We start from the raw sequence: 24,864 nt of genomic DNA, 5'->3' as shown, positions 1-24,864 counted from the left end.
CTCGGCTGAGCTTGGGCTGCTGGGTCAACAGCAGCCGAGCATGGGCTCGGCTCTACGCAACCGCGCGCGCCTGCAGCGCGATACGGTTGCCTTCACTGTCGAAGATCTCGGCCACGCGCCAGTCGCCCGCGTCGGCCGGTCCGAAGCGCAGCGCAGCGCCCGCTTGCAGTGCACGCTCCAGGCTCACCTCCAGGTCATCGACGCCGATGTAGATGCGGGCGCCCTGCTCGGAGGGCCGGTAGTCCGCGCCGTGCACCAGCGCAATGCTGGCACCGGCGGCCTCATCGGAAAACGGCAGGTAGGCCATCCGGCAGTCGTGCAGCACGATGGGCTCGTCCACCGCCACCTGCAGCCACCGCTGGTAGAACGTGATGGCCCGGCCCAGATCACTGGCCGGTATTTCGACGTGCAGGATGGGGTTCATGCCCGCAGCATAACCGGACACTGGTACCCCCTTGCAGGGCAGCAATGGCATGCTGGGAGCGCCCTCAGCGCGGAGTCCTGCATGTCCCTGTCCGACCATCGACGTACCCTGGCACCGCACGGCTTCCTGCGCGTGGCGATCAACCTGGGCAACCCTGTGCTGGCACAGGGCGATGCGCGCTCACCGCGCGGTCCATCACTGGAACTGGCGACCGCGTTGGCGCAACGGATGGGCGTGCAGGCCCGCTTCACCTGCCACGACGCCGCAGCCTCGGTAGTTGCCGCGGCCGCCGAAGATGCCTGGGATCTGGCCTTCCTGGCGATCGATCCGGCGCGTGCCGACGGCATCGCCTTCAGCGCGCCCTATGTGGAAATCGAAGGCACTTATCTAGTGCGCGAGGACAGCCTGGCGCAGCAGGTGGCCGACCTCGACCGCGAGGGGCTGCGCATCGCGGTGGGCCGCGGTGCAGCCTACGACCTGTTTCTCAGCCGTGAACTGCGCCACGCGATGATCGAGCGAGCTGAGACGTCGGCGGCGGCCATCACCCTGTTCGATCAGCAGCGCCTGGATGCCGCGGCCGGTGTGCGCCAGCCGCTGGCGGCCTGGGCGAAGGCACATCCCGGCCATCGGGTGCTGGCCGACCGTTTCACCGTGATCCAGCAGGCGGTCGCGGCGCCGGCCTCGCGCCCCGCCGATGCACTGCGGGCGCTGTTCGAGGAAGTGGAAGCGATCAAGGCGGGCCCGTTGCTGGAGGAAGCGTTCGCGCGTGGCGGGCAGGCGGTCACGCTGCTGCGATGAGTTTGGAGTCGAGCCATGCTCGACTCGCCCTCCGCAAGCGCAGTCGAGCGTGGCCCGACTCTACAGATGCAGATGCGATGGTCGAGCATGCCGCGACGCTACGGATGCGCGTCTGCCATGTGTCGCACATGCTCAGCAGCCTGCGCGTGCAACCAGTCGCGGAAGGCGAGGAAGCCGCGATGGCTGGCCGAGCGCTGCGGGTACACCAACCAATGCGGCCACGCCGTCTTCAGGCGCTGGCTGGACAGTGCGACCAGCTGGCCGGAGTCGAGCAGCAGCCTCGCCCGCGTCACTCGGCCGAGGGCCACGCCCACGCCATCCAGAGCGGCGCGATGGTGCGCCTCCGAATCATCCAGCACCGCCACGAACCGCGCCGGCGCACTCTGCCCACTCAATGCAAACCACGCGCCCCAGGCGCCGTCCGGATCACCCAGCAGCGGCCACTGGTTCAGCGGCACGCGCTCGATCCCTCCCATGCGTTCGATCAGCGCCGGGCTGGCCATCGGCAGCAGCCATTCATCGAACAACGGTTCCACCACCAGGCCCGGCCATTGCCCGCTGCCCAGACGCAGCGCGGCGTCGAACTGGCGCTGCCGCTCGAAATCGACCAGGCGCTCGCTCGACTGCAGGTTGATCTCGATCTGTGGGTGCTCAGCCACGAAATGACCCAGGCGCGGTACAAGCCACGCCGACGCCATCGACGGCACCGCGCTGATCGTCAGCACGTGCTCGGCACGCGCCGCATAGGGCTGGAAGGCTTCGTTGATCGCATCCAGGTGCGGCCCCACCTGGTCGAGCAGGCGCTGTCCCTCCAGGGTGAGCGAGACACCCCGCGGCTGGCGGATCAGCAGCGGCTGCCCGAGCCGCTCTTCCAGTTGCCGCATCTGATGGCTGAGCGCGCTGACGGTCAGGTTCATCGACGCTGCCGCACGCGACAGGTTGCCCAGCCGGGCGGCAGCCACGAAGCCCTGCAGGGCATGGAGCGGAGCACGGGACATCAGGCTTGAAATCCTCTCACGTCACGCTTGCGGAAATGTCGCTTCTTGCCGCTTCATGCTGCCCGTATCGTGCAATCCACTCAAGTGGAGGCGCGCTCATGAACATCTTCGGCGGTTTGTTGTTCCTGCACGGCCACGTGGCCAGCGCCGAGCTGGCACGCCAGCTGGCCGGCCCGTCCACACCGGCTCCGCCGCGCGCGCCGCAACCGGCCACGCCGGTTCAGCGGCCGCGAACCCGTTGAACGCTCTTCAACCTGCATACCAGCGTTGGACGTGTTCAGGCAGCCACGGCATTGGATCGATATCCAATGCCCGACAACCGTCGAGGGTGTCCCGCAGCACACCCTCGCCGGGGCCGCCCGGCATCCGCAGGCCTTCCTCTTCCGGAAGCTGCACCGCCGCCCAGTCGTGCAGCCGGTCCATGCGCACGCGCAGCGCAGCCCGCAGCCATGCCTTCAGCGGGAAACAGCGATAGCCCTGTTCGCCCAACGCATCAACCGCGAGCAACAACGCCTGGTTGGCACCACGTACCCACTCGGTGTGGCCTCCGGCCTTGTCCTGGACCGTCATCGGCGCCGGTGCGCGGTGCGCCTTGAACGGCGAACGCAGCTGCAGCTCCAGATCCCGCGCATCGCGCTCGCTTTCCGCTTCCACCAGTGCACCGGCGTCGAGGTCGAAGAACTCGAACCAGCGCCGGTGCAATGCGCTGATGCGTCCGAGCGGATCACGTGAAAAGCCGATCTTCGCGTAGTCTTCCCACGCACAGGGGAAGACATAGGCAAAGACACGACCGTCGATGCGGATATCCGATTGCATGTGCGCAGGCTGCCTCGTCAACAGCCCGGGCGCAACCGGGCGTTACCGTGTGCACTGCGGCGCTTGGGCAGTGCGGCTTCATGCCGCTGCGGACTATCCTTGCTGGCTGTCGCTGTCATCACCGCCGCCATGCCCTCTGCTGCACCTGCCCCCCTACCGGCCTCGTCCATCACTCTGGAAGCGGCCACCTTTGCGGTGATTCACCAGTACAACGCGGACATCGCCAGGCAACCGGCTTCGCTGACCAAGCTGATGACCGCCTATGCGGCTTACGAATGTGTGGAAGAGCGCGGGCGTTCGTGGGACGACGAAGTCCCCATCGCCGCCGACGACGTGCATGCGGTCGCCGACGATGAAACGCGCATGGGCCTGGTGCCCGGCGAGACAATCTCCCTGGCGCGCCTGCTGGAAGGGTTGATGGTGGTTTCCGGCAATGACGCTGCATTGGCGATCGCGCGCCACCTGGACGGATCGCAGGCGGCATTCCTGGAACGCATGAACCGGCACGCACGCCAGCTCGGGCTGGGCAGCACCTGTTTTGCCAGCGTGTCGGGCATCACCACACCGCACCATGCCTCCAGCGCGCGCGACATGGCCGTACTCGCCGCCTGCCTGCTGAATGACCATCCGCAGATCCTGGCGATCACCGCGCAGCGCGCGTTCGCCCATGGCAGCTTCAACCGCAGCAACCAGAACGCCCTGCTCGGCGAAGACGGCGTGGACGGCTTGAAGACCGGCTACACCCAGGCCGCAGGCTTCTGCCTGGCCGCCACCGCGTGCCGGCCAGTACCCGGGCGGGACCAGCCGGTACGGCTGATCACCGTGGTGCTGGGCTCTGCAAGCCGCGACGCGCGCGACGCACTGGTGCGCGACCGGCTGGCCGCGGGATTCGCCGCTCTGGCCGGCGGCTGACCGCTCGTGCGGCTCAGCGCCGCTTGACCGTCGCCACCATCAGCCGCTGCAGCTCGGCCACGGCACCGGCCTTGTCCAACGCGCCGGCAACAACACCCTCTGAAAGGGCTTCAGCCGCACCGAGGATGGCCCAGCGCCCCGCCAGCGACACCGTGCCGCCGGTTGCGAACCGGCCCAGCCAGACCTGGCAGTTGTCGATGAAATCCTGCTGGTAGCGCCGTCGCACCTCATACAGTTCCGGCGCCCCCACCAGCGCGGCGAGGATGCCTTGCACTTCGCTGCCCTGGCTGAGGACGCAGTCGATGTAGCCGGAGGCGATGGCCGCCGCCCGATCGACCAGTTGCGCCCGGGCGCGGCCGATGCGCTCGTGGAAGACCACGGTCTGGCGTCCGTCATAGTCATCGTAGAGCGCCGCCAGCAAGCCATTGCGGGTCACGAAGTGATCGTAGGCCACAGGCTTGGTCACGCCCGCCGCCTCGGCCAGCCGCCCCAGCGTCAACGCTCCGGTACCTTCTCCGCGAACCAGTGCCCAGGCCACATCCAGCAACTGGCGGGTGCGTTGCTCCCGGGTCATTCGGCGGCGCGTGGGGGTGGCGTTGGCGGGCATCGGCGGAGCACGGCGATCAGCGCATCGGAACACCGATTTTACGGCCGATCGCCAGCGCGGTCTGCAGATGCGCTTCAGCGGCACCGGTATCGGCGTCCAACAGCAGGTCGGACGACAGCACGCGTGCGCCGCAATAGTCGAAGATGCCCATGTCGATCTGCGTCCTCATTGCCGCGTCGTAGCCACGACGTTCGACCATGGCTGCGTCGGCGCCGCCCAGCGCCACCAGATGCACATTCAGGCGCTGCAGCTTCTTCACCAGCCTGCCCTGCGCGTCCTGCGCGTAGGCCCAGTCGTTGGTGAACACACGGTCGATCCAGCCTTTCAGCAGCGCCGGGAACGACCACCAGTACAACGGGAACACCAGCACCAGCGTATCGGTGGCATCCAGCCTCGCGTGCTCGGCAGCGACATCGGCGGGTACCGCGCCGGTGCTGCGGAACAACGCCTGGTCCTGCGGGTTGAAGCGCGGATCGAAGCCTTCGGCCATCAGGTCGGCATAGGTCACGGTGTTGCCGGTGTCGGCCGCGGCAATGGCATCACCGATGCGACGCGCCATCGCGTGGGTCAGTGAACCGGGCTCAGGGTGGGCGATGACAATGAGGCTATGCATGGGGATCTCCAGACATCAATACCTACCAATGGTAAGTATCGATTCCGGGGAAACCAGCGCCACCGATGGGACGCTGTTTTCGTGTCCAACGTATAGTGCGGCGTTCCCGCTGAGCTGCCCGACGATGCACCGGTATCTGCTTGCCCTTCTGCTGGCCCTGCCGATGGCAATGGACGTTACGCCCGCGCTGGCCGGTGAACTCAGTCCGGAAGACTCGGCCGCATTGCGCAAGGAGGTGCAGGCGATGATGGGCGCCTTCGCCCGTGGCGATACCGAGCTGATCATCGCGCGTACCCATCCCAGCCTGAAGCAGCTGGCCGGTGGCGACGAGGCCTATGCGCGGGCGACCCGCGACACGGTGAAGGCGCTGCGCAAGGCCGGCGTCACCATCGTCAGCGACGAGGCAGGCGTGCCGGGCCGCACCTATGCGGCCGGTGACGAGGAAGTCTGCTTCGTACCGCGCCAGTCACTGCTTCGCGTGCGCGAAGCGCCGATGCGCAGCACGTCATTCATGGTTGCTGTGCGACGCGTCGGTACAACGCAATGGCGCTATCTGGACGGCGCGGCGATGCTGGACAACCCGGCACTGCTGCGGCAACTGCTGCCGGCACTGGAGCCGGGTGTGACGCTGCCCAGGGGTGGGATGGAAGCGCTGTAGTCGCAGGCGCGCGTCCATCCACGCCCGGGCTGGATCCATTGCAGGCCTGGGTGTGTGTCAGCGGAACAGCGCGTTCAACGCCGCGCCCGAAGCCGCCTGCTGCAGGCCATCGAAGCGTCCGTCCTGCACGATCGGCTGGGTCGCCTGCATCAACCCACCCCACGCAGCTCGCGCCAGCGCACCGCCCAGGCTGACCCGTCGCACGCCGAGTGCGGCGATGTCCTGCAGGCTCAGCGGTGTCGGTCCACCCACCAGCAGGTTCACCGGCTTCGCCCCCGCAGCGGCAACCACCGCGCTGATCTGTTCGCGCGTGCTGATGCCCGGTGCATACAGCACATCGGCGCCGGCCTCGGCATAGGCGCGCAGGCGCTGCAGGGTGTCCTCCAGATCCGGCACGCCAACGAAGAAATTCTCGGCCCGCGCGACCAGCAGCACATCGCCCCCCGCGCGGTCGATGGCCGCACGTGCTGCACACAGTCGCTCGACCGCCTGCCCGATCGGCCGCAGCGGCGCATCGGCCACGCCGCTGGCGTCCTCGATCGACAGCGCCGCGATACCGGTGTCGATGGCCGCCGCCACCGCCTCGCCCACTGCCTGTGGCGTGGCGCCGAAGCCATCACCGAAATCGGCGTTCAACGGCAGCGGTGTCGCGGCCGCCATCAGCCGCAGATGTTCCAGTGTGGCCTGCAGCGAAACCGCCCCATCCGGCCGCCCTTCACTCCAGGCGCAGCCGGCACTGGTCGTGGCCAGTGCCTGGAAGCCCTGCCGCTGCAGGTAGCGGGCGCTGCCCACGTCCCACGGATTGGGCAGCACGAAGCAACCCTGCGCGTGCAGCTGGCGGGAAAACGCGCGCGCTTGCGCTGGGTGTCGGCATCAAGCGAGGTCATGGCGGGTTCCCGGGCGGCGGACCTGCACCCTAGCCCGCCCCGCGGCGGCACTCAATCACGGCGTGGGCCAACGTGCATGAGGTGATGCCGGCTGCTTATTGGACACCACCGTGCACGCTGCCCGAGCGTGCTTGCCTGCCACACAGTGCCCCACGGAGCCCCAGATGCACCCGGACCCGCAGACCCTGATCAATGCCGGCGACGATGACGCCCATTGGGCCGACCTGCTTTCACCCGCGCGCCGTCGCCTGATCGCGTCGGCCGGGCTGGCCGCTGGCGGCCTGGCCAGCGCGTCGGCTGCCACCGCAGCCGCGCGCAGCGACAACGCCGTGAACACCACCGAACCCGGGCGACCCGGCTTCCGCGCCATCGTTCCGCCGGCGCCCGAGGGCCGCAGCCCCTGGGGCCAGGCCACGGCCAGCGAACCGACCCCGCGCCCGGCCAGCGTGCGTCCCGGCGAGGCCACGCTTCCGACGCGCCCGCGCGCCTACACCGACATCAAGAGCTACCACGCTCACATCTACTTCGATGAGGACAGCTTCGAAAAGGCCGCGCTGCTACGGCGCTGGGCCGCCGAGCGGTTCCCGGTGGAGCTGGGCAACTGGAACCTTGAGCCGCGTGGGCCGCATGTCACGCCCTCGTTCTATTTCGGCTTTACCAACGACCTGCTCCCCGTGCTGGTGCCCTGGCTGCAGCTCAACAGCTTGGGCCTGACCATCCTGATCCATCCCAACACCGGGGACGGCCGCGCCGATCATCTGTATTACGCGTTGTGGGTGAACCGCGCGCAGCCGGTGAACGCGTACAACTGGCCGGCACCGAAGCCTGGGGAACGGGAGCCGCTGGAAGAGGTGTTCCCGAACGTGGTGCCGACGGTGCCGCTGGAGACCTGACCCGCCATTCCGGTGGGTGCGTAGCTTGCTGCATATGGAACTTCCTTCATCCACGCATGGCGTGGATCTACTGACCGCCGGCCCCGTCGCCCGCGCTTGGCGCGGATCCCCCGGCGTGGCCCTTGCCGCCATCGTCGGCCTACGTGCATCCATCCCCCGCCCGCAAGGCATTCAGCGCGCCTTGATCCGCCGCCCCGCATAGGGCCGCAAGCGCTTCCGCAGATTTCAAACGGTCGATTGAAACGCTGCAAACTTCGCCGAACTGGACAGCATCCGCCGGTTCCGCCAGACTGCCGCCCTTTCCCGTCTTCCGGATCCCATGGCGAAGCTGCTGGTCCTGCACGGCCCCAACCTCAACCTGCTCGGCACCCGCGAGCCGGAGGTCTACGGCCACACCACGCTGGCCGACATCGACCAGGCCCTGGTTGCCCAGGCCTCGGCCGCCGGGCACGCCGTAGAGAGCCTGCAGTCCAACGCCGAGCATGTACTGGTGGACCGCGTGCAGGCCGCACGCAACGACGGCACTGCCTTCATCCTGATCAACCCCGCCGCGTTCACCCACACCTCAGTGGCCTTGCGCGATGCGCTGGCGGCGGTGGCGGTGCCGTTCATCGAAATCCACCTGTCCAACCCGCATACCCGCGAACCGTTCCGCCAGCACAGCTACTTCAGCGACAAGGCGGTGGGCGTGGTGTGCGGCTTCGGTGCCGACAGCTACCGCTACGCGATGGACGCGGCGCTGCTGCGGGTATCCGCCACCTGATTGTCGACCCGGGCGCCCACGGCGCTCTCCTCACCTAGAAGAAACCAAAGAGGCCCTCATGGATCTGCGCAAAATCAAGAAGCTGATCGACCTGCTGGAAGAGTCGAACCTGGCTGAGATCGAAATCAAGGAAGGCGAAGAGTCGGTGCGCCTGTCGCGCGCGCCGGTGGCCGGCTACGCCGCCCCGGTCGCCGCCCCGGTGTATGCCGCTCCGGCCGCTCCGGCGGCGCAGGCGATGCCGATGCAGTCGCCGACCGAAGCCTCCACCGGCGGCACCGCCAAGCCGGGCCCGGCACTGCCGGAAGGCCACGTGCTGCGCTCGCCGATGGTCGGCACCTTCTACGCCTCGTCCGCCCCGGACAAGCCGGCCTTCGTTACCGTTGGCCAGCAGGTCAAGGAAGGCGAGACCCTGGCCATCATCGAAGCGATGAAGATGTTCAACCCGATCGAAGCCGACACGTCCGGCACCATCGTCGCCATCCTCGGCGAGAACGGCCAGCCGGTCGAATTCGACCAGCCGCTGTTCGTGATCGGCTGAGGGGCACGCCATGCTCGACAAAGTCGTCATCGCCAACCGAGGGGAGATCGCGCTGCGCATCCTGCGCGCGTGCCACACCCTCGGCATTCGCACGGTGGCCGTGCACTCCACGGTCGACCGCAACCTCAAGCACGTGGCCATGGCCGACGAGTCGGTCTGCATCGGTCCGGCGCCGTCGCCGCAGAGCTACCTCAACATCCCGGCCCTGATCGCCGCCGCTGAAGTCACCGACGCCCAGGCCATTCACCCGGGCTACGGCTTCCTTTCGGAGAACGCCGACTTCGCCGAACGCGTGGAGGAGTCCGGCTTCATCTTCATCGGCCCCAAGGCCGACACCATCCGCATGATGGGTGACAAGGTCGAGGCCATCCGCGCGATGAAGGCCGCCGGCGTGCCGTGCGTGCCCGGTTCGGGCGGCCCGCTGGGTGAGGACATCGTCGCCAACACCAAGATCGCCCGCGAGATCGGTTACCCGGTCATCATCAAGGCGGCCGGCGGTGGCGGTGGTCGCGGCATGCGCGTGGTGCACGCCGAAGCCTCGCTGAAGACCTCGATCGAAACCACCAAGAGCGAGGCCAAGGCCGCGTTCGGCAATGGCGAGGTCTACATGGAGAAGTTCCTGGAGAATCCGCGCCACGTGGAAATCCAGGTGCTGGCCGACGGCCAGGGAAACGCCATCCACCTGGGCGAGCGTGACTGCTCGATGCAGCGCCGTCACCAGAAGGTGGTGGAAGAAGCGCCGGCACCGGGCATCACCGCCGAGCAGCGCGAGCAGATCGGCAAGGTGTGCGTGGAAGCCTGCATCCGCATTGGTTATCGCGGCGCCGGCACCTTCGAGTTCCTGTACGAGGACGGCCGCTTCTACTTCATCGAAATGAACACCCGCATCCAGGTGGAGCATCCGGTCACCGAAATGGTCACCGGCATCGACCTGGTGGCCGAGCAGCTGAAGATCGCCGCCGGCCAGAAGCTGTCGATCAAGCAGAGTGACGTGGTGCTGACCGGCCATGCCATCGAATGCCGTATCAACGCCGAGGATGCAGAAACCTTCGTGCCGAGCCCGGGCACCATCACCGGCTTCCATCCGCCGGGCGGTCCCGGCGTGCGCGTGGACACCCACATCTACAGTGGCTACCGCGTGCCGTCGAACTACGACTCGATGATCGGCAAGCTGATCGTGCACGGCCCGGACCGCGAAACCGCCATTGCCCGCATGCGCGTGGCACTGAGCGAAATGGTGGTCGATGGCATCAAGACCAACGTCGCCCTGCAGCAGCGGATCATGCGCGACAAGGGCTTCCAGGCCGGTGGCCAGAACATCCACTACCTGGAAAAGCGCCTGGCCGAACGCAAGAACAAGCCGATCGCGCTGACCTGATCGGCGCCGCGTGCTGGACATGAAAAGGGCGGGGATATCCCCGCCCTTTTCCGTTTGCTGCAGCGCCGAGCCCATGCCCGGCGCTACAGCAGGCGCATCAGCGCTTGTCGGCAGCTTCGGCCGGGATCTGCGAGTTCGCCAGCGGACGCACGCCGTTGGGCGAGGTCGGGTCGACGATCACCATGGTCTCGGTCGAACCGTCCGGCCACACCACCTGGAAGGTGCTGCCCGCCGGCAGCGACGCAAACGGCATGCCGCTCTGCGCCCGATAGACCGCGGCCACCTGGCTGGCGCCGGCACGGCGCACGTCTTCCTGCGCCTTCACCGTAGTCAGTTCCACCTTCGACAGATGCCGGTAGCGATCTTCATAGGTATCGATCATCAACAGGCCAACGGCGCCGGCCGAGTAGGCCACGAACAGGGCCACCCAGAACCAGAACTTGGCCCCGTGCAGGAATCGGCGGTAGTTCATTGCTCGTTCCTCTTTCCAACCAATCGCTTGATCCATTCCTTCATCTTCCCAGCGCCCTGCCGCGATACCGCAGCGTCATACACGAAATCCCGGAAATCCTGCGTACCATCCTGCGAACAGATCCCTCCGTTCGCACAAAAACTGTTGACCAGCACACTGTCTGCCCCACACGGTAGACCGAGTTCGCAGGCCGCGAGCCGCCATGCGAGTTCACTCAGCTGCTCGCCCGCCACCAGCCCGCTGAGCGCGCGGTCACCCGAGGCACGCACGCCCATCCCCGGAGCGATGGCCATGAAGGCCTCCGGGTCGCGCGAGGTGCGCACCCGTTCAACCAGGTCACGGCGGTACTCGGGGCTGTCCTGCAGCGGTTCGCCCTCGGCGAACAGCGCAGCCTCGGCAGCCAGGTTGCCCTGTGCAGCCGCCTTGCGCCGTTCGGACAGCACCAGGGCCGTGCCCAGCTTGTCGCCCGGCACGAACCCGCCGCAACGCTGCGCGACGCGTTCGCGCGCCTGCACCATCGCCGGTGCGGCAGTCAGGCCCAATCCGGCCAGCACGTTGTTGTCCAGGCGGTAGCCACCCGGATCGACCGCATACTGCGCGCAATAGTCGTAGACACGGCTGAGCATCCAGCGCGCCTCGTGATTGCCTTCGTCCGCCTGCGCACGCAAACGCTGCGCATAGGCGTAGAGGTCGGTGGCCTCTTCGAGATCAGCGCGGATATCCAGGGGCAGCCCGGACGGCAATGCACCGCCACGCTCGAAGGGTGCCAGCCGGCGCGCGAGCGCCTCCGGCATCACCGGCAGCGGTGCCGCACTGTCAGTGGCCGCCCCTCCAGCCGCCAGATCCGCCGAGGCTACCGAAGAAGCCGGAGCATGGCCGCTGGCCCGATAGCCGGCCACGCCCAGCACGGCCACGGCCGGCAGCACGAGCAACCAGGTTTTCAGGGTAGGAGCGAAGGCCATCGGCGGCGGCGGGCGATACGGCACACAGGAAAGCACGAAGTTTAGCAAGGCCCGACGGGCCTGTCTGAACGGGCTTAGTTCATCCAGGCACAGCATCTCAGGCAATACGGAGACGCTCCGATGGTCTAGCATGGCCCCCTTTCCTGCGATTGCCCCCACCACCATGCCGTTCCTGGAACTGACCCTGCGCTGCACCGAAGCCACCCAGCCCCGCTATGAAAATGCGCTGGAGGACGTGGGTGCACTGGCCGTGACCCTGCTCGATGCCGAGGCCGATACCAGCAACGAACAGGCCATTCTCGAACCAGGCGTGGGCGAGACCCCGCTGTGGGACACCCTGGTGCTGAGCGCGCTGTTCCCCGCCGACAGCAACGCGCTGTTGCTGCTGGCCGCACTGGAATCCTTCGATCCGGAACTGGACTGGAGCAGCGGCAGCTTCCGCACGGTCGAGGATGAAGACTGGGAACGCGCCTGGCTGGACCAGTTCCAGCCGATGGATTTCGGCAGCCGTACCTGGATCGTGCCGTGGAATCACGAACTGCCCGACGCCGCACAGGCCGCCGACGCCGCCGTGGTACGGCTGGACCCGGGCCTGGCGTTCGGTTCGGGTACCCACCCGACCACCGCACTGTGCCTGCGCTGGCTGGACCAGTTGGCCGTGGATGGCCTGCTGCAGGGCCAGCGCGTGCTCGACTTCGGTTGCGGCTCGGGCATCCTTGCACTGGCCGCGCTGAAGCTGGGCGCCGCTGAAGCCATCGGCGTGGACAACGATCCGCAGGCGCTGGTCGCCACCGCCGACAATGCCGAGCGCAACGGCGAACAGGCCCGCATGCACGTGTACCTGCCGCAGGACGAACCGGCCGCGACCTATCCGATCGTGGTCGCCAACATCCTCGCCTCGGCGCTGGATGCGCTGGCCGAACTGCTGGCCGCACGCGTCGCCGCCGGCGGCCGCATCGCCCTGTCCGGCATCCTGCATGGCCAGGAAGGCGAACTGCTGCAGCGCTACGCGGCCTGGTTCGATGATCTGCAGGCCACCCAGGACGGCGACTGGATGCGCATCACTGGCGTGCGCCGCGCCTGATCGTGGTTGAATGACCGCTGGATCCGAGCCCGCGCCCTGAGCATGTCCGAGCCGAACCCACCCCGCCGCCCCCTGGCCACCTTCCTGCGCAAGACCCCGGAAGGTGAGGTTGCGCCTGCGTCCGATCCGCGCATGCAGGATCAAACCGGGCAGACAACGCCTGTGGAGCAGGTGCAGGCCGAGCCCAGCAATCTGGCGCAACCACCGGCCACACAAATGCGACACGACGATGACGCTGTCATCGTTGCTGAAGCTGCAGCCATCGAACCGGCGCTGGCCGCGGTGCAGGCAACGGCGGTCACCAGCGATGCCCCCAGCTTCCTCGGCAGCGCACGCCAGCGCACGCTGCCAGCCCCCCGCTGGCACTGGCTGCTGGTCGCCGGGCTGGCGTTGTTGCTGGTCCTGCAGAGTGTGCTGGCCGACCGTGCGCGGCTGGCTGCCGACGCCGGCAACCGCGTATGGCTGGGTGCACTGTGTGGCGTGCTGCGCTGCAGCCTGCCCGCCTGGCACGAGCCCGCTGCGTTCACCATGACCAGCCGCGAGATCCGCCCCTTGCCAGGCCAGGCCGGCGTGCTGCAGGTGCAGGCCAGCATCCGCAATGATGCGCGCTGGGCACAGGCGTGGCCGGACCTGCGGCTGTCATTGTCCGATGCCGATGGCCGGGTGATCGGCAGCGGCGTGTTCACGCCCGCGCAATACCTGGGTGAGAACCCCGGCGCAGCCCTGCTGGAACCGGGCCAGAGCGCGCGCGTCGCGTTCCGGGTACAGGAGCCCGCTGCGTCCACCGTCGCATTCACCTTCGACTTTCTCTGACCGGGGGCAGGCGACCAGCCGTGGCAGGCTGGGCACGCTCGCGCTAGACTGGCCGCCACCACCTCGTCCGGCCGCGCGCTCCGCGCGCACGGGCCAACCGAATCGGGAACCCCCTTGAACGCTGTCCTTTCTCGTCCTGACAACAGTCGTGGCGCTCCCCGGCCACCGCTGCGTGAACACGTCGCCCAGTCCGTGCGCCGCTACCTGCGTGACCTTGATGGCTGCGATGCGGACGATGTCTACGAGATCGTGCTGCGCGAGATGGAGATCCCGCTGTTCGTGGAAGTGCTCAACCACTGCGAAGGCAACCAGAGCCGCGCCGCGGCGATGCTGGGCATCCACCGTGCCACCCTGCGCAAGAAGCTGAAGGAATACGGCATCAGCGCGTAAGCGCGCGTGGGTGGCGCCAGCCGCTGGCGTGCAACTCAATGATGCACGATGGCACGATGCTGCAGTTGCCGGCCAGCGGCCGGCACTACCGGTAGATCCACGCCATGCGTGGATGGAAGCCGGCAGAATCAACCGCCGCCGCCCGCCTTCCAGTAATACCGCACCACGTGGAAGAACACCGGCGCGGCGAAGCACACCGAATCCAGCCGGTCGAGCATGCCACCATGGCCCTCGATCATGTGGCCCCAGTCCTTGATGCCACGATCACGCTTGATCGCCGACATCACCAGGCCGCCCCAGAACCCCATCAGGTTGATCAGCAGCGACAGGCCGAACGCCTGCAGCGGCGTGAACGGGGTGATCCACCACAGCGCTGCGCCCAGCGCGCTGGCACTCAGCACGCCACCGACGAAGCCCTCCACCGTCTTCGATGGCGACAGCTTCGGCGCAATCAGATGCTTGCCCAGCAGCTTGCCCCAGATGTACTGCAGCACGTCCGAGGACTGCACCACGATCACCAGGAAAGCGAACAGCAATACGTTGCGCGCCGGATCGTAGCCCGGCACGTGCAGGTTCAGCAGCAGCGGCACGTGCGAGATGCAGAACACGCAGATCATCAGGCCCCACTGCACCTTCGCGGTCCGCTCCAGGTAGTGCGTGGTGTCACCGCCGATGGTCGACAGGATCGGCAGGAACAGGAACGCATAGACCGGAATCAGCAGCGTGTACATGCCGTACCAGTCGATCCACACCAGGTAGTACTGCCACGGCAGGACGATGTAGAACGCGGCCAGCAGCGCGTAGTAGTCGCCCGAGCGGGTCGGCGCCAGCGTGATGAACTCGCGCAACGCGAACAGCGAGATGATCGCGAACAGCACGATCACCCCGGCACGTCCGAAGAACAGCGCCAGCCCGACCACGATCGCCATCACCCACCAGGCGCGGATGCGTGACACCAGGTTGGCGATGACTGCACTGGGCTGGCCGCGCTGGCGCCAGCGCAGGGTCTCGGCCACCAGCGTGGCCAGCACCAGCACCGCCCCCACACCGGCAAACAGCAGGCCGGTCTGCTGGCCGACACTCTGCGTTGCCAGATCGCCAGATACATCCAGCACGAAACTCATGCACGACCTCCATTCGGCGCCAGGTCCAGCAGCGCCTGTCGGCTGCGGGCCAGGAAGGCGGCCTTGTCCTCGTCAGCCTGCAGCCGCAGCGGCGTACCGAAGGTGGCCGTGCACAGCAGCGGCAGCGGCAGGAACCGGCCCTTGGGCATCACCCGCTTCAGGTTGTCGATCCACACCGGCACGAACTCCAGTTCCGGTCGTTGCCGTGCCAGGTGGTAGATGCCGCTCTTGAACGGCAGCAGCGGCTCATCGCCCACATTGCGCGTGCCTTCCGGAAACAGGATCAGCGAGCAGTCTTCGTCCACGGCCTCGCGCAGTACCTGCAGCGGATCCTGCTGACGATGCCCGGCCTCGCGCTCGACCAGCACACCGTTGAACACCGCGTCGATCAGGTAGCGACGCAGGCCGTCGCGCTGCCAGTATTCGGCCGCGGCCACCGGGCGCACCTGCCGTCGCAATGCCGGTGGCATCGACGACCAGATCAGCACGAAGTCACCATGGCTGGCATGGTTGCCGTAGTACACGCGACGCTCGCTGGACGGCGCACAGCCGATCCACAGCGCGCGGGCGCCGGTCACCACATGGATCGCGCCACTGCAGGCGCGGGCAATCAGTTCGGCAAGCATCGGTCCCTCCCGTTCACGTCTGCGGCCACAACACGGCCACCACCAGCAGTACGAACTGCACTGCGGTCAGCAGGTACTGGCGCAGCAGCAGGCGGCGCATGCCGGCCCAACGCGCATCCCAGCCGCGCAGTTGTGCAGCGGGCGAGGCACGGCGCAGGCCACTGTCGTGCAGCAGCTGATCGGTGCGGCGCGCGGCGGCTTCGTCGTGCAGGCCCTCATCGCGCAGCAGCTGCAGCAGGTCGGCATCCAGCCCCACACGCCACGCGTGGTAGGCCTGTGCGATGCCCGCGGCAACACTGAGCAGCAACAGCCCGGCAGCGATCATCGCCAGCCCCGTCTCGATGCCTAGCAGCAGCAACGCCACCAGCAACAGGCCCAGCGACAGGCATGCCGGCCAACGCCCCTGCCGCAGCAGCAGCTGCATGGTCGCCAGATCGGGAACGGTGCTCATGCGCGCGCTCCTGCTGCAGCGGTGATGGCATGCAGATGCGCCGCGCCCAGCACGATGCCGGGGCGTGCCACACGCACGATCGCGACCGCAGCGTCAGCATCGGCCGCACGACCGCTGCGCAGCAGCCAGGTGGCCACGCTGGCCGCACTGCGCGAATAGCCCAGCGCACAGCACACCAGCAACGGTCCGTGCGCATGGAGCCGCTCGATGGCCTCGACTGCCTCGCGCAGCTGCTCCGGCGTGGGCACTACCAGGTCCAGCATCGGCACACTGGCGTACGCCGCGCCTGGCGCGCGGCAGGACAGCTCGGCACAGGCATCCACCACGCCCGACAGTGGCGGCGGCAACGCGCCGTCGGGAATGCGCCCCAGCCACACGCCGTCCATCACCGGCACCGGCTGCGGCACACGCCGCGTCCATAGCCGCGAATTGATCCAGGCTGCACCCAGGTACGGCGCCAGCAGCCAGCGCGCGGCCACGGTCAGGCGACCATCGGCGCGTTTCTGGAACACCGCCGTACCCAGCCCCGCATAGGCCAGCGCCACCAGCAGCAGCGACACCACCGGCCACAGCAGCCAAAGCGCCGTGCCCCCCAGCACCACCACCGGCACCAGCAGCACCCCCGCGCCCAGCAGATAGAACGAGGCCAGACGCCAGCGCTTTGGATCACGCGCCGTGCGCCAGGCCCGCAGCGGCGGCGTACCCTGCTCCGGCCACAGCCAGACGCACAGCCAGCCGGCCAGCAGGCCGGTCGGGATATCGATGAAATGATGCTGGAACGTGGTCAGCACCGAAACACCGATCAGCAGTGCCCACACATGCAGCACCCAACGCCACACGCCGTGCAGGTACTGCGCGAACTTCACCCACAGCACGATCAGCAGCACGATGTGCAGCGATGGCGCCTGGTTGAACGGCTTGTCGAAGCCCAGCAGCACATCGAACAGCCAACCGAACACGCCGCCGATCTCCGGCCGCTCGAAGCTGAAGCGCAGTGGCCACAGCAGGAAACAGGTCACCGCGATCAGCTGTGCACTGAGCAGCCGCAGCGCGTGCCGGTCCAGTTCGAGGCGCTGACGGCACAGGAAGAAGGAGACCGCGTAGAACAGGTCGATCGACCAGTACGGCACGATCGTCCACGGAACGAAGGGAATGCGCGTCTCCCAGGCGAACGCCATCACCGGCAGTTCGGGATGGCGACCAGCCATCCAGTTGGCGAAGCCGTAGCTGGCGAAGAAGAACGGTCCCAGCAGAACCAGCCACAGCAGGGCGCGCCGCCAGGGGCGCCCTTCCGCGGCCAGTGGGGTTGCGGCCAGCGTCGCCATCACGCGGTCCGGCGCGCCAGCGACACGGTGAAGATGCCGAAGTCATCGATGCGCTGCGCCACCTTCTCGAACCCGGCCAGGCGCACCAGCTCATCCATCTCCTGCTGGGTACGGCGGCGCATCACCCACGCGGCGCCGCCTCGATGGCTGGTCAGCGCGCGGGCGATGAATTCCAGCTGCGGGTGCCAGGGCTGGCCGGTGTAGGCCAGGTAGCCGCCCACTGGCACTGCCGCAGCGATGCCCTGCAGCGATCGCAGCACCGCATCGTTGTCGGGGAACAGCTCGTACAGGCCGGACACCACCGCCAGCGTCGGCGCCGGGTCCACCGTGGCCAGCTGTGCCGGGTCGAACGCATCGCCCTGCTCGAAGTGGGCGATGTCGGCTGCACCGAGGCGCTCGATCAAGGCCTGGCCCTGGGTCACGTTCAGATCGCTGAAATCACGCAGCACGATGCGGTCGGCGCGCTGTTCGCCCTGGCCCAGCGCTTCCAGCACATAGCGGCCATGGCCGGCGGCCACGTCCAGCACGCGCACCGGCGTGCCCTGCCCGCGCAGGCGCTGGGCAGCATCGCGCAGCAGTTCCTGCAGGTGCTGGCCACGGATGCGGATGCCGCGCCAGCCGATTGCGTCCAGGTAATTGCGGTCGACCATGCGGCCCAGCGGGCCCTTGCCGCGCGCTTCGTTGCGATAGATGTAGTCGAGCGTGCTGCCGGAATCGAAACCGGTCTGCAGGCCCAGCGCAATGCCTTCGGACAGCGTGCCACCGAAGCGCAGGCCGCCGCGCACCACGCGCCAGCGCAGGTCGGCCAGGCTGTTGCGTTCGGGTGGCCACGCCAGGATCTCTGATTCCTCGAAGGTCGGTCCATGACGGTGCGCGTCACGCCGCGGCAGTTCGCGCAGCGGCTCGGCAAAACGCGTCTGGATGAAGCTGCGGATGCGCGCCAGTGCTGGTGCCCGATCGCGCTCGCCCAGCGTGTCGTGGAAGAAGCCCGGCAGATGCACCCGCTCCTTGATCGGGCTGGACAGGCGTTCATAGAAGCGATCCTGCGGGCCACGGTGCACCACGAAGTCCGAACCGGACACCAGCAGCTGCACCGGCACGCTGATGGCCTGCGCATCGGCGACGATGCGGTCAGCCGCTTCGTACAGGCCCAGCAGCACGCGCACCGAGATCGGCCGGGTGATCAGCGGATCGGTACGGTAGCTTTCCACCCGCGCCGGATCATGGGTCAGCCACTGCGGCTTGACATAGCTGTTGACGAAGAAGTTGCCGCGCAGCTTCTGCATCAAGGCCAGGCCCGGGCGCGCGAACGGCACGTACAGCTTCACCTTGAACGCCGGCGAAGCCATCACCAGCGCACGCAGGCGCGGCGCGTAATCGTGCACCCAGGTCGCGGCGACCACCGCGCCCACGCTCTGCGCGATCACCACGATATTTTCCACCGCGATGCCGTGCTCGGCACCGATGTGGGCAATGAAGCTATCGAGGTCGCGCACCAGCGCCGGGAAGCCCGGTGCATCGCCACGTGCGCCCGGCGAACGGCCATTGCCGCGCGCATCCCAGGCGAAGAAGGCGGTGTCGGGCAGGTCCAGCTCATCGACCAGGTGGGTGACCCGGCCGGAGTGCTCGTGGCCGCGGTGCAGCAGCACGATGGCCTTGGTGGCCGGGGTTGCGGTGGTGCCCGCCCAGTACCGGTAGAACAGCGGTACCTGGTCGAAGCTGTGGAATTCCCGTTCCTGCGCCTGACGCATGCAATCTCCTGATTGTCTTTTTGTATCTGCTTGATTAATTCGGCGAAACCGCCGCTTCCCGCAGGCCGCGACGGACGCGGTTGATCATCGTCAGCACGCACAACACTGCCATGGCTGCAGCCACGCCGCTGACCGTCAGTGCACCGCCCCAGCCGAAGGCCAGCAGCAAGCCCAGCGCACCGATCACGAAGGCGCGGTCGCTCTTGCCCATCGGGCCGTCATAGCGGCGGCTGGCACCGACCATCAGCCCCAGCACGCCGGCGTACTCGCTCAGCGCCGCCGTCCAGGCCAGCAGCCACAGCGCCTCCGGGCGCACGCCGGTTACGCTGAGCAGGCTCAGGTACAGTGCCGCATCGGCGATCACATCGCACAATTCGTTCAGATAGGCGCCCAGCCGCGATTGCTGGCCGAATTCGCGCGCCAGCATGCCGTCCACCGCGTTGAGCGCCATGCGCAGCAGCATCCACAACGGCAGCAGCAGGTACAGCAGAGGCTGGGCAGGCGCGCAGCACCACACGGCCGCGGCCACCAGCAGCGAGACCAAGGCAGCGGCCACGGTCACCGTATTGGCAGTGATCCCCATGCGGAACAGACCGCGTACGGCTGGACGCAACAGGTCCTGGAAACGTCCCTTCAATGCATAGATCGACATGATCCGTACCCGCTGATCCTTGGCAGTGCGGGCACAGCCTACCCCATCGTTGGCAGATTCCGACAACCCTGCTCCGGTCCGCAGCCCAGCCCCCGGATCGGGCCGGATCGATGTGCCCGACCCGCCTTTACGTCAACTGCCACGGCAAATCTGCCCCTGCGGCGCCCGCCACCGGCCCCCACCGCCTACAATATCGGCCCCGCTCCGCTGCCGATTCCGTCCCATGACTGCTGATCTGTTGCCCGTCCGCCGGGCCCTCCTCTCCGTTTCCGACAAGACCGGTCTGGTCGAGCTGGCCACTGCGCTGGCGGCACGCGGCGTGGAGCTGCTGTCCACCGGCGGCACCGCCAAGGCGATCCGCGAGGCGGGCCTGGCCGTGAAGGACGTGGCCGAGGTCACCGGTTTCCCGGAAATGATGGACGGCCGCGTCAAGACCCTGCACCCGATGGTGCACGGTGGCCTGCTGGGCCGTTCGGGCCTGGATGATGCGGTGATGGCCGAGCATGGCATCGGTGCCATCGACCTGCTGGTGCTGAACCTGTACCCGTTCGAGTCGGTCACCGCCAAGGCCGACTGCACCCTGGCCGACGCGGTCGAGAACATCGACATCGGCGGTCCGGCCATGCTGCGCTCGGCGGCCAAGAACTTCGCCCGCGTGGCGGTGGCCACCGATCCGTCGCAGTACGCCGAACTGCTGGCCTCGCTGGACGCCAACGACGGCCAGCTGTCGGCCGCCACCCGCTTCACGTTCTCGGTGGCCGCGTTCAACCGCGTCGCCCAGTACGATGCGGCGATCAGCAACTACCTGTCGGCGGTCACCGCCACCGACGCCGCCGTGCCGGTGCGTGCCGAGTACCCGGCACAGATGAACTCGACCTTCGTGAAGGTGATGGACCTGCGTTACGGCGAGAACCCGCACCAGAGCGGCGCGTTCTACCGCGACCTGTACCCGGTGCCGGGTACGCTGGCCACGTTCCAGCAGCTGCAGGGCAAGGAACTGAGCTACAACAACCTGGCCGATGCCGATGCGGCGTGGGAGTGCGTGCGCCAGTTCGACGCGCCGGCCTGCGTCATCGTCAAGCACGCCAACCCGTGCGGCGTGGCCGTCGGTGCCGGCAACGGCGATGCCTACGAGCTGGCCTACGCCACCGACCCGACCAGCGCCTTCGGCGGCATCATCGCCTTCAACACGCCGCTGGACGCCGCCACCGCCAAGGTGATCCTGGACCGCCAGTTCGTGGAAGTGCTGATTGCCCCGGACTACGAGCCGGCCGCGCTGGAATACGCGCAGAAGAAGGCCAACGTGCGCGTGCTGCGCATCCCGCATGGCGATGGCCTGAACAACTTCGACAGCAAGCGCGTCGGCTCGGGCCTGCTGCTGCAGTCGTCGGACAACCGCGGCATGACCCGCGACGAGCTGAAGGTGGTCAGCAAGCTGGCGCCGACCGACAAGCAGTTCACCGACCTGCTGTTCGCCTGGAAGGTAGCCAAGTTCGTCAAGTCCAACGCGATCGTCTATGCCAAGGACAACCGCACCATCGGTGTCGGTGCCGGGCAGATGAGCCGCGTGTACTCGGCCCGCATCGCCGGCATCAAGGCCGCCGATGCGAACCTGGTGGTGGAAGGTTCGGTGATGGCCTCCGATGCGTTCTTCCCGTTCCGCGATGGCATCGATGCCGCCGCTGCCGCCGGCATCAAGGCGGTCATCCAGCCGGGCGGTTCGATGCGCGATGCCGAAGTGATCGCCGCCGCCGACGAACATGGCCTGGCCATGGTGTTCACCGGCGTGCGCCACTTCCGCCACTGATCCGCATCACCAAGCCGGGCCCTGCCCGGCTTTTCTTTTCCGCACCCGAGAACCCTGTCCCATGAAGATCCTCGTCATCGGCTCTGGCGGCCGCGAACACGCCCTGGCATGGAAGCTGGCCCAGTCCTCCCGTGTCACCGAAGTGATCGTGGCGCCCGGCAACGCCGGTACTGCCAGCGAAGACAAGTGCCGCAACGTGGCGGTGAAGGTGACCGACATCGAGGGCCTGCTGGCGCTGGCCCAGGCTGAAGGCGTGGCGCTGACCGTGGTTGGCCCGGAAGTACCGCTGGTGGCCGGCGTGGTCGACCACTTCCGCGCCGCTGGCCTGCGCATCTTCGGGCCGACCGCAGCCGCCGCGCAGCTGGAAGGCAGCAAGGCCTACGCCAAGGACTTCCTGGCCCGCCACAACATCCCCACCGCGTTCTACGCCGTGCACACCGACGTGGACGCCGCGCTGGCCTACATCCGCGAGAAGGGCGCCCCCATCGTGGTCAAGGCCGATGGCCTGGCCGCCGGCAAGGGTGTGATCGTTGCGATGACCCAGGCCGAAGCCGAGGACGCCGTGCGTGACATGCTCTCGGGCAACGCCTTCGGCGATGCCGGCGCGCGCGTGGTCATCGAGGAGTTCCTCGACGGCGAGGAAGCCAGCTTCATTTCGATGGTCGATGGCGTGCATGCGCTGCCGATGGCCACCTCGCAGGACCACAAGCGCGTCGGCGACGGCGACACCGGCCCGAACACGGGCGGCATGGGCGCGTACTCGCCGGCGCCGGTGGTCACCCCGGAAGTACACGCCCGCGTGATGCGTGAGGTGGTGAATCCCACCGTGCAGGGCATGATCGCCGACGGCATCCCGTTCACCGGCTTCCTCTACGCCGGCCTGATGATCGATGCCAGCGGCGCACCGAAGGTGATCGAATTCAACGTGCGCTTCGGCGATCCGGAAACCCAGCCGGTGATGCTGCGCCTGCAGTCGGATCTGGTGGACCTGGTGGAAGCGGCGATTGATGGCCGCCTGGACCAGATCGAGGCACAGTGGGATGCGCGCCCGTCGCTGGGCGTGGTGCTGGCGGCGAAGCCCTACCCGGAAGCGCCGATCACCGGTGACGTGATTTCCGGCCTGGACGACGTGCCGGCCGCTGCCAAGGTGTTCCATGCCGGTACCGCATTGGATGCGCAGGGCCAGGTGGTCAGCGCCGGCGGCCGCGTGCTGTGCGTGGCCGCACTGGGCGACAGCGTGCGCGACGCGCAGGCCAATGCCTATGCCGGCGTAGCCAAGGTGAGCTGGGCCAGCGAATTCCACCGCAACGACATCGGCTGGCGCGCGATCGCGCGTGAGGGGTAAGGCCTGATAGATCCACCACGCAGCCTCCTGCATGGAACCAGATCACGGATTCTGGGAGTCTTCACCGTCCTCGGCATGGAAGCCGGGACGGTGCGCTTCGGGAAGAGGCGACGCACGTCAAGCGAAGGAAATTACGCTGAGTGAATCCGCTATTTCGCCGAGTCAAGATAACGTTTCCAGTTCTCGAAGAGCCGCGCAACGTTCTGCTCATGTGAGTGAGCAGACGGATCATACCCATCAGAAGCTGGCATGTACCTGACAAAGCTCTCCAGAGACTCCGGGTAATCAAAATCAGCGTAGATCCTCTCAACCTCTCCGAGCGGATCAGCAATCTCATCGCGCTTGGCGTAGGCGTCCGCGAGAAATGCAACAAGCCATCTTCTGAGAATCTCATCCTCGTTTGAGTTCTTATCGAATGCCGCCAACTGCGCAGCTACGCTATTACGCTCATCGGGAAGAACCCCTTCAAGCCTTTCAATCAAGGCGTTCAGATTGAACTTCCCTTCCAGTTCCTTCTGCTCCGACGCGCAGTGCTTCACAACCTCAAAGTCAATCAGATGGCGCCCCAGTGCCCATGCCACCTCGGTCTGATTCCAGGGTCCATAGGGTTGAATAGAGTCATACGTTCTCATGGGCACTCACTTCTTGTTTGGTATTCCGTTCATGCTGCCACCTTCCACAAATCTTTGATGGGTCAAGTCGCCAGCCTTGTCGACTATGTATTCAAATCGACCGGCCTTTCCATTGAGTTCACCTGGCAGCTGCGTCAGAGTGCGGACCACGCCGTCACCCCCTGTCAACGGAGTATGAACACCCGCTTCTGCAGCCGTCTCTCGCATAAAGGTCGCCGAATTGTGCCCAGCGTCGGCTTTGAGTGCACTTCCCACAGGTCGGGAATTCAGAAGTGCCCGACCTTCAACACTCAGAGCTTTGGATGCCGCCACACCTGCTCCACCGGCACCTGTAACTCCTGCGATATCAGCAGCGATACTGGTAGCTGCTGATATGACACTTGGATTGGCCATCGCAACCATGCCAGCTTCGATCAGCACTGGGGCAGCCATTGCCGCTGTAACAGCGATTGCGGCCGGTCTCATCGGCTCGTATACGGCGCCATTTCCGGCAGCAATATCCCTCCGATGCTGCTCAACGAATCGCTCTGCGGCCTGCCTTCCATCCGCATCGACGAACCTGTAGGGATTCCCGTTCGCGTACCGATACCTATTGAACTGCTCAACTGGCTTTTGGTGAGCGGTGACTGGGTCCACTGACAAAAACACACCCAATTGTGGATCCATGTAGCGCTGTTGCATGTAGCTCAGCCCTGTGGCCGAGTCACTCACATGTCCGGCGTACCCAGGTCCATCCGTGACCTGACCGCCTACCACGGCCCCGTAGGGCTCGTAGTCATATCGTTTGATGACGTTGCCGTTGGCATCGCTTTCGGCCACAACCGAGCCGAGGGCATCAGTGTGAATGTATGTGATCGTTGTCTGGGCGATTGCGGATGGTGACAGGCCAAGGCCCATCAGCAGCAAGCAGCACAGCCAGGCGCCTATGACACCAAGCTTGCGAGTTCGACCTTCAAATGCCCCGAAGCGGGTGGACACACCGCCTGCAGTTCCCCCGAACCTGCGCATCATTCCAATCCATGAAAGAGCCTTGAAGCAAGGCTTGGCATTCATAGCACAGGAAGGCAGTCATCGGAGTCCAACTCCAGGACTGAGGCCAAAGGGACCATTCTGAATTGGACCAGGCCCTTGGCTATAAACCTCGC

General features: G+C 66.9%; 28 protein-coding genes and 1 pseudogene. 13 read left to right on the top strand and 16 right to left on the bottom strand.

The window, feature by feature from the left end:
- Positions 1-52 precede the first annotated feature (52 nt).
- Entirely contained in the window at positions 53-424 is a 372-nt protein-coding gene (locus R5H29_RS10640; protein ID WP_332329153.1) for a VOC family protein, read from the bottom strand.
- An 81-nt stretch (positions 425-505) separates the two neighbouring features.
- Here R5H29_RS10640 and R5H29_RS10635 point away from each other — a divergent pair, with 81 nt between their 5' ends.
- Positions 506-1,222, top strand: a complete 717-nt coding sequence (locus tag R5H29_RS10635; protein WP_332329152.1) for a transporter substrate-binding domain-containing protein — start codon at positions 506-508, stop codon at positions 1,220-1,222.
- A gap of 98 nt (positions 1,223-1,320) precedes the next feature.
- On the opposite strand, the gene R5H29_RS10630 is transcribed toward R5H29_RS10635, so the two are convergent.
- The gene (locus R5H29_RS10630; RefSeq protein WP_134730090.1) at positions 1,321-2,220 is read right to left on the bottom strand and encodes a LysR substrate-binding domain-containing protein; all 900 of its coding nucleotides are present in this window, start codon (positions 2,218-2,220) and stop codon (positions 1,321-1,323) included.
- 98 nt (positions 2,221-2,318) lie between these two features.
- Between R5H29_RS10630 and R5H29_RS10625 the strand changes: the two genes are divergently transcribed.
- On the top strand, positions 2,319-2,462 hold the full coding sequence (locus R5H29_RS10625) for a hypothetical protein (RefSeq protein ID WP_019660816.1): 144 nt from the start codon (positions 2,319-2,321) through the stop codon (positions 2,460-2,462).
- A 7-nt stretch (positions 2,463-2,469) separates the two neighbouring features.
- Here R5H29_RS10625 and R5H29_RS10620 read toward each other — a convergent pair whose 3' ends face one another.
- On the bottom strand, positions 2,470-3,036 hold the full coding sequence (locus tag R5H29_RS10620; RefSeq protein WP_021203266.1) for a GIY-YIG nuclease family protein: 567 nt from the start codon (positions 3,034-3,036) through the stop codon (positions 2,470-2,472).
- A gap of 129 nt (positions 3,037-3,165) precedes the next feature.
- Here R5H29_RS10620 and R5H29_RS10615 point away from each other — a divergent pair, with 129 nt between their 5' ends.
- Entirely contained in the window at positions 3,166-3,948 is a 783-nt protein-coding gene (locus tag R5H29_RS10615; protein WP_155030471.1) for a D-alanyl-D-alanine carboxypeptidase family protein, read from the top strand.
- A 13-nt stretch (positions 3,949-3,961) separates the two neighbouring features.
- Here R5H29_RS10615 and R5H29_RS10610 read toward each other — a convergent pair whose 3' ends face one another.
- Both R5H29_RS10610 and R5H29_RS10605 read right to left on the bottom strand, forming a co-directional pair.
- Positions 3,962-4,555 (bottom strand): TetR/AcrR family transcriptional regulator, encoded by a 594-nt coding sequence (locus tag R5H29_RS10610; protein WP_332329151.1) that lies wholly within the window; start codon positions 4,553-4,555, stop codon positions 3,962-3,964.
- A 16-nt stretch (positions 4,556-4,571) separates the two neighbouring features.
- On the bottom strand, positions 4,572-5,168 hold the full coding sequence (locus R5H29_RS10605) for an NAD(P)H-dependent oxidoreductase (protein ID WP_171952571.1): 597 nt from the start codon (positions 5,166-5,168) through the stop codon (positions 4,572-4,574).
- A gap of 124 nt (positions 5,169-5,292) precedes the next feature.
- On the opposite strand from R5H29_RS10605, the gene R5H29_RS10600 reads away from it, so the two are divergent.
- Positions 5,293-5,826: a hypothetical protein gene (locus R5H29_RS10600; RefSeq protein ID WP_332329150.1), complete on the top strand. Its 534-nt coding sequence runs from the start codon at positions 5,293-5,295 to the stop codon at positions 5,824-5,826.
- 57 nt (positions 5,827-5,883) lie between these two features.
- Here the strand turns inward: R5H29_RS10600 and R5H29_RS10595 are convergent.
- Positions 5,884-6,713: pseudogene (locus R5H29_RS10595) on the bottom strand (oxaloacetate decarboxylase).
- A 164-nt stretch (positions 6,714-6,877) separates the two neighbouring features.
- Here R5H29_RS10595 and R5H29_RS10590 point away from each other — a divergent pair.
- From R5H29_RS10590 to accC, 4 genes are all read left to right on the top strand, one after another.
- A complete protein-coding gene (locus R5H29_RS10590) occupies positions 6,878-7,606 on the top strand; it encodes a DOPA 4,5-dioxygenase family protein (RefSeq protein WP_332329149.1) in 729 nt (242 codons plus the stop codon).
- Positions 7,607-7,925: 319 nt separating this feature from the next.
- Positions 7,926-8,369 (top strand): type II 3-dehydroquinate dehydratase, encoded by a 444-nt coding sequence (gene aroQ, locus R5H29_RS10585; RefSeq protein ID WP_111097629.1) that lies wholly within the window; start codon positions 7,926-7,928, stop codon positions 8,367-8,369.
- Positions 8,370-8,427: 58 nt separating this feature from the next.
- Positions 8,428-8,907 carry an acetyl-CoA carboxylase biotin carboxyl carrier protein gene (gene accB / locus R5H29_RS10580; protein WP_019660824.1) on the top strand — a complete coding sequence of 160 codons (480 nt, stop codon included), beginning with the start codon at positions 8,428-8,430 and terminating at the stop codon, positions 8,905-8,907.
- A gap of 10 nt (positions 8,908-8,917) precedes the next feature.
- Positions 8,918-10,285 carry an acetyl-CoA carboxylase biotin carboxylase subunit gene (gene accC / locus R5H29_RS10575; protein ID WP_019660825.1) on the top strand — a complete coding sequence of 456 codons (1,368 nt, stop codon included), beginning with the start codon at positions 8,918-8,920 and terminating at the stop codon, positions 10,283-10,285.
- A gap of 97 nt (positions 10,286-10,382) precedes the next feature.
- On the opposite strand, the gene R5H29_RS10570 is transcribed toward accC, so the two are convergent.
- The gene (locus R5H29_RS10570) at positions 10,383-10,757 is read right to left on the bottom strand and encodes a hypothetical protein (protein WP_010481078.1); all 375 of its coding nucleotides are present in this window, start codon (positions 10,755-10,757) and stop codon (positions 10,383-10,385) included.
- Positions 10,754-11,719 carry a hypothetical protein gene (locus R5H29_RS10565; protein ID WP_134730134.1) on the bottom strand — a complete coding sequence of 322 codons (966 nt, stop codon included), beginning with the start codon at positions 11,717-11,719 and terminating at the stop codon, positions 10,754-10,756. Before R5H29_RS10565 ends, R5H29_RS10570 begins: the two co-directional genes overlap by 4 nt.
- A 163-nt stretch (positions 11,720-11,882) precedes the next feature.
- On the opposite strand from R5H29_RS10565, the gene prmA reads away from it, so the two are divergent.
- The 3 genes from prmA to fis all read left to right on the top strand — a co-directional run bounded on the left by prmA (position 11,883) and on the right by fis (position 14,006).
- Positions 11,883-12,803, top strand: coding sequence for a 50S ribosomal protein L11 methyltransferase (gene prmA / locus R5H29_RS10560; RefSeq protein ID WP_134730136.1), 921 nt, complete (start codon positions 11,883-11,885; stop codon positions 12,801-12,803).
- A 42-nt stretch (positions 12,804-12,845) separates the two neighbouring features.
- The gene (locus R5H29_RS10555; RefSeq protein ID WP_019660828.1) at positions 12,846-13,616 is read left to right on the top strand and encodes a DUF3426 domain-containing protein; all 771 of its coding nucleotides are present in this window, start codon (positions 12,846-12,848) and stop codon (positions 13,614-13,616) included.
- A gap of 114 nt (positions 13,617-13,730) precedes the next feature.
- The gene (gene fis, locus R5H29_RS10550) at positions 13,731-14,006 is read left to right on the top strand and encodes a DNA-binding transcriptional regulator Fis (protein ID WP_005419706.1); all 276 of its coding nucleotides are present in this window, start codon (positions 13,731-13,733) and stop codon (positions 14,004-14,006) included.
- Between the two features lie 128 nt (positions 14,007-14,134).
- Here the strand turns inward: fis and R5H29_RS10545 are convergent, their stop codons facing one another.
- Genes R5H29_RS10545 through R5H29_RS10520 form a run of 6 tightly spaced genes read right to left on the bottom strand, consistent with a single transcriptional unit; the run spans position 14,135 to position 19,935 of the window.
- Complete coding sequence (locus tag R5H29_RS10545) at positions 14,135-15,130, bottom strand: phosphatidate cytidylyltransferase (RefSeq protein ID WP_021203256.1); 996 nt, start codon at positions 15,128-15,130, stop codon at positions 14,135-14,137.
- On the bottom strand, positions 15,127-15,756 hold the full coding sequence (locus tag R5H29_RS10540) for a 1-acyl-sn-glycerol-3-phosphate acyltransferase (RefSeq protein ID WP_021203255.1): 630 nt from the start codon (positions 15,754-15,756) through the stop codon (positions 15,127-15,129). Before R5H29_RS10540 ends, R5H29_RS10545 begins: the two co-directional genes overlap by 4 nt.
- Positions 15,757-15,769: 13 nt before the next feature.
- Complete coding sequence (locus R5H29_RS10535; protein ID WP_021203254.1) at positions 15,770-16,207, bottom strand: hypothetical protein; 438 nt, start codon at positions 16,205-16,207, stop codon at positions 15,770-15,772.
- Positions 16,204-17,532 (bottom strand): phosphatase PAP2/dual specificity phosphatase family protein, encoded by a 1,329-nt coding sequence (locus tag R5H29_RS10530; RefSeq protein ID WP_308304982.1) that lies wholly within the window; start codon positions 17,530-17,532, stop codon positions 16,204-16,206. The genes R5H29_RS10535 and R5H29_RS10530 overlap by 4 nt, the downstream gene beginning before the upstream one ends.
- Positions 17,532-19,283 carry a bifunctional alpha/beta hydrolase/class I SAM-dependent methyltransferase gene (locus R5H29_RS10525; RefSeq protein ID WP_332329148.1) on the bottom strand — a complete coding sequence of 584 codons (1,752 nt, stop codon included), beginning with the start codon at positions 19,281-19,283 and terminating at the stop codon, positions 17,532-17,534. The genes R5H29_RS10530 and R5H29_RS10525 overlap by 1 nt, the downstream gene beginning before the upstream one ends.
- A gap of 34 nt (positions 19,284-19,317) precedes the next feature.
- On the bottom strand, positions 19,318-19,935 hold the full coding sequence (locus tag R5H29_RS10520; protein ID WP_332329147.1) for a CDP-alcohol phosphatidyltransferase family protein: 618 nt from the start codon (positions 19,933-19,935) through the stop codon (positions 19,318-19,320).
- Between the two features lie 223 nt (positions 19,936-20,158).
- Between R5H29_RS10520 and purH the strand changes: the two genes are divergently transcribed.
- Both purH and purD read left to right on the top strand, forming a co-directional pair.
- Entirely contained in the window at positions 20,159-21,742 is a 1,584-nt protein-coding gene (gene purH / locus R5H29_RS10515) for a bifunctional phosphoribosylaminoimidazolecarboxamide formyltransferase/IMP cyclohydrolase (RefSeq protein WP_329843307.1), read from the top strand.
- 61 nt (positions 21,743-21,803) lie between these two features.
- A complete protein-coding gene (gene purD / locus R5H29_RS10510; protein WP_332329146.1) occupies positions 21,804-23,087 on the top strand; it encodes a phosphoribosylamine--glycine ligase in 1,284 nt (427 codons plus the stop codon).
- Between the two features lie 149 nt (positions 23,088-23,236).
- On the opposite strand, the gene R5H29_RS10505 is transcribed toward purD, so the two are convergent.
- Together R5H29_RS10505 and R5H29_RS10500 are read right to left on the bottom strand one after the other, a co-directional pair.
- On the bottom strand, positions 23,237-23,719 hold the full coding sequence (locus R5H29_RS10505; RefSeq protein WP_021203248.1) for a DUF2247 family protein: 483 nt from the start codon (positions 23,717-23,719) through the stop codon (positions 23,237-23,239).
- Between the two features lie 6 nt (positions 23,720-23,725).
- Positions 23,726-24,697, bottom strand: coding sequence for an RHS repeat domain-containing protein (locus R5H29_RS10500; RefSeq protein WP_227844016.1), 972 nt, complete (start codon positions 24,695-24,697; stop codon positions 23,726-23,728).
- Positions 24,698-24,864 lie beyond the last annotated feature (167 nt).

Source organism: Stenotrophomonas sp. A3_2 (assembly GCF_036624925.1).
Lineage (GTDB): Bacteria > Pseudomonadota > Gammaproteobacteria > Xanthomonadales > Xanthomonadaceae > Stenotrophomonas > Stenotrophomonas hibiscicola.
Note: the sequence above shows the minus strand (reverse complement) of the source record. Positions and strands in the feature narration are given on the sequence as shown.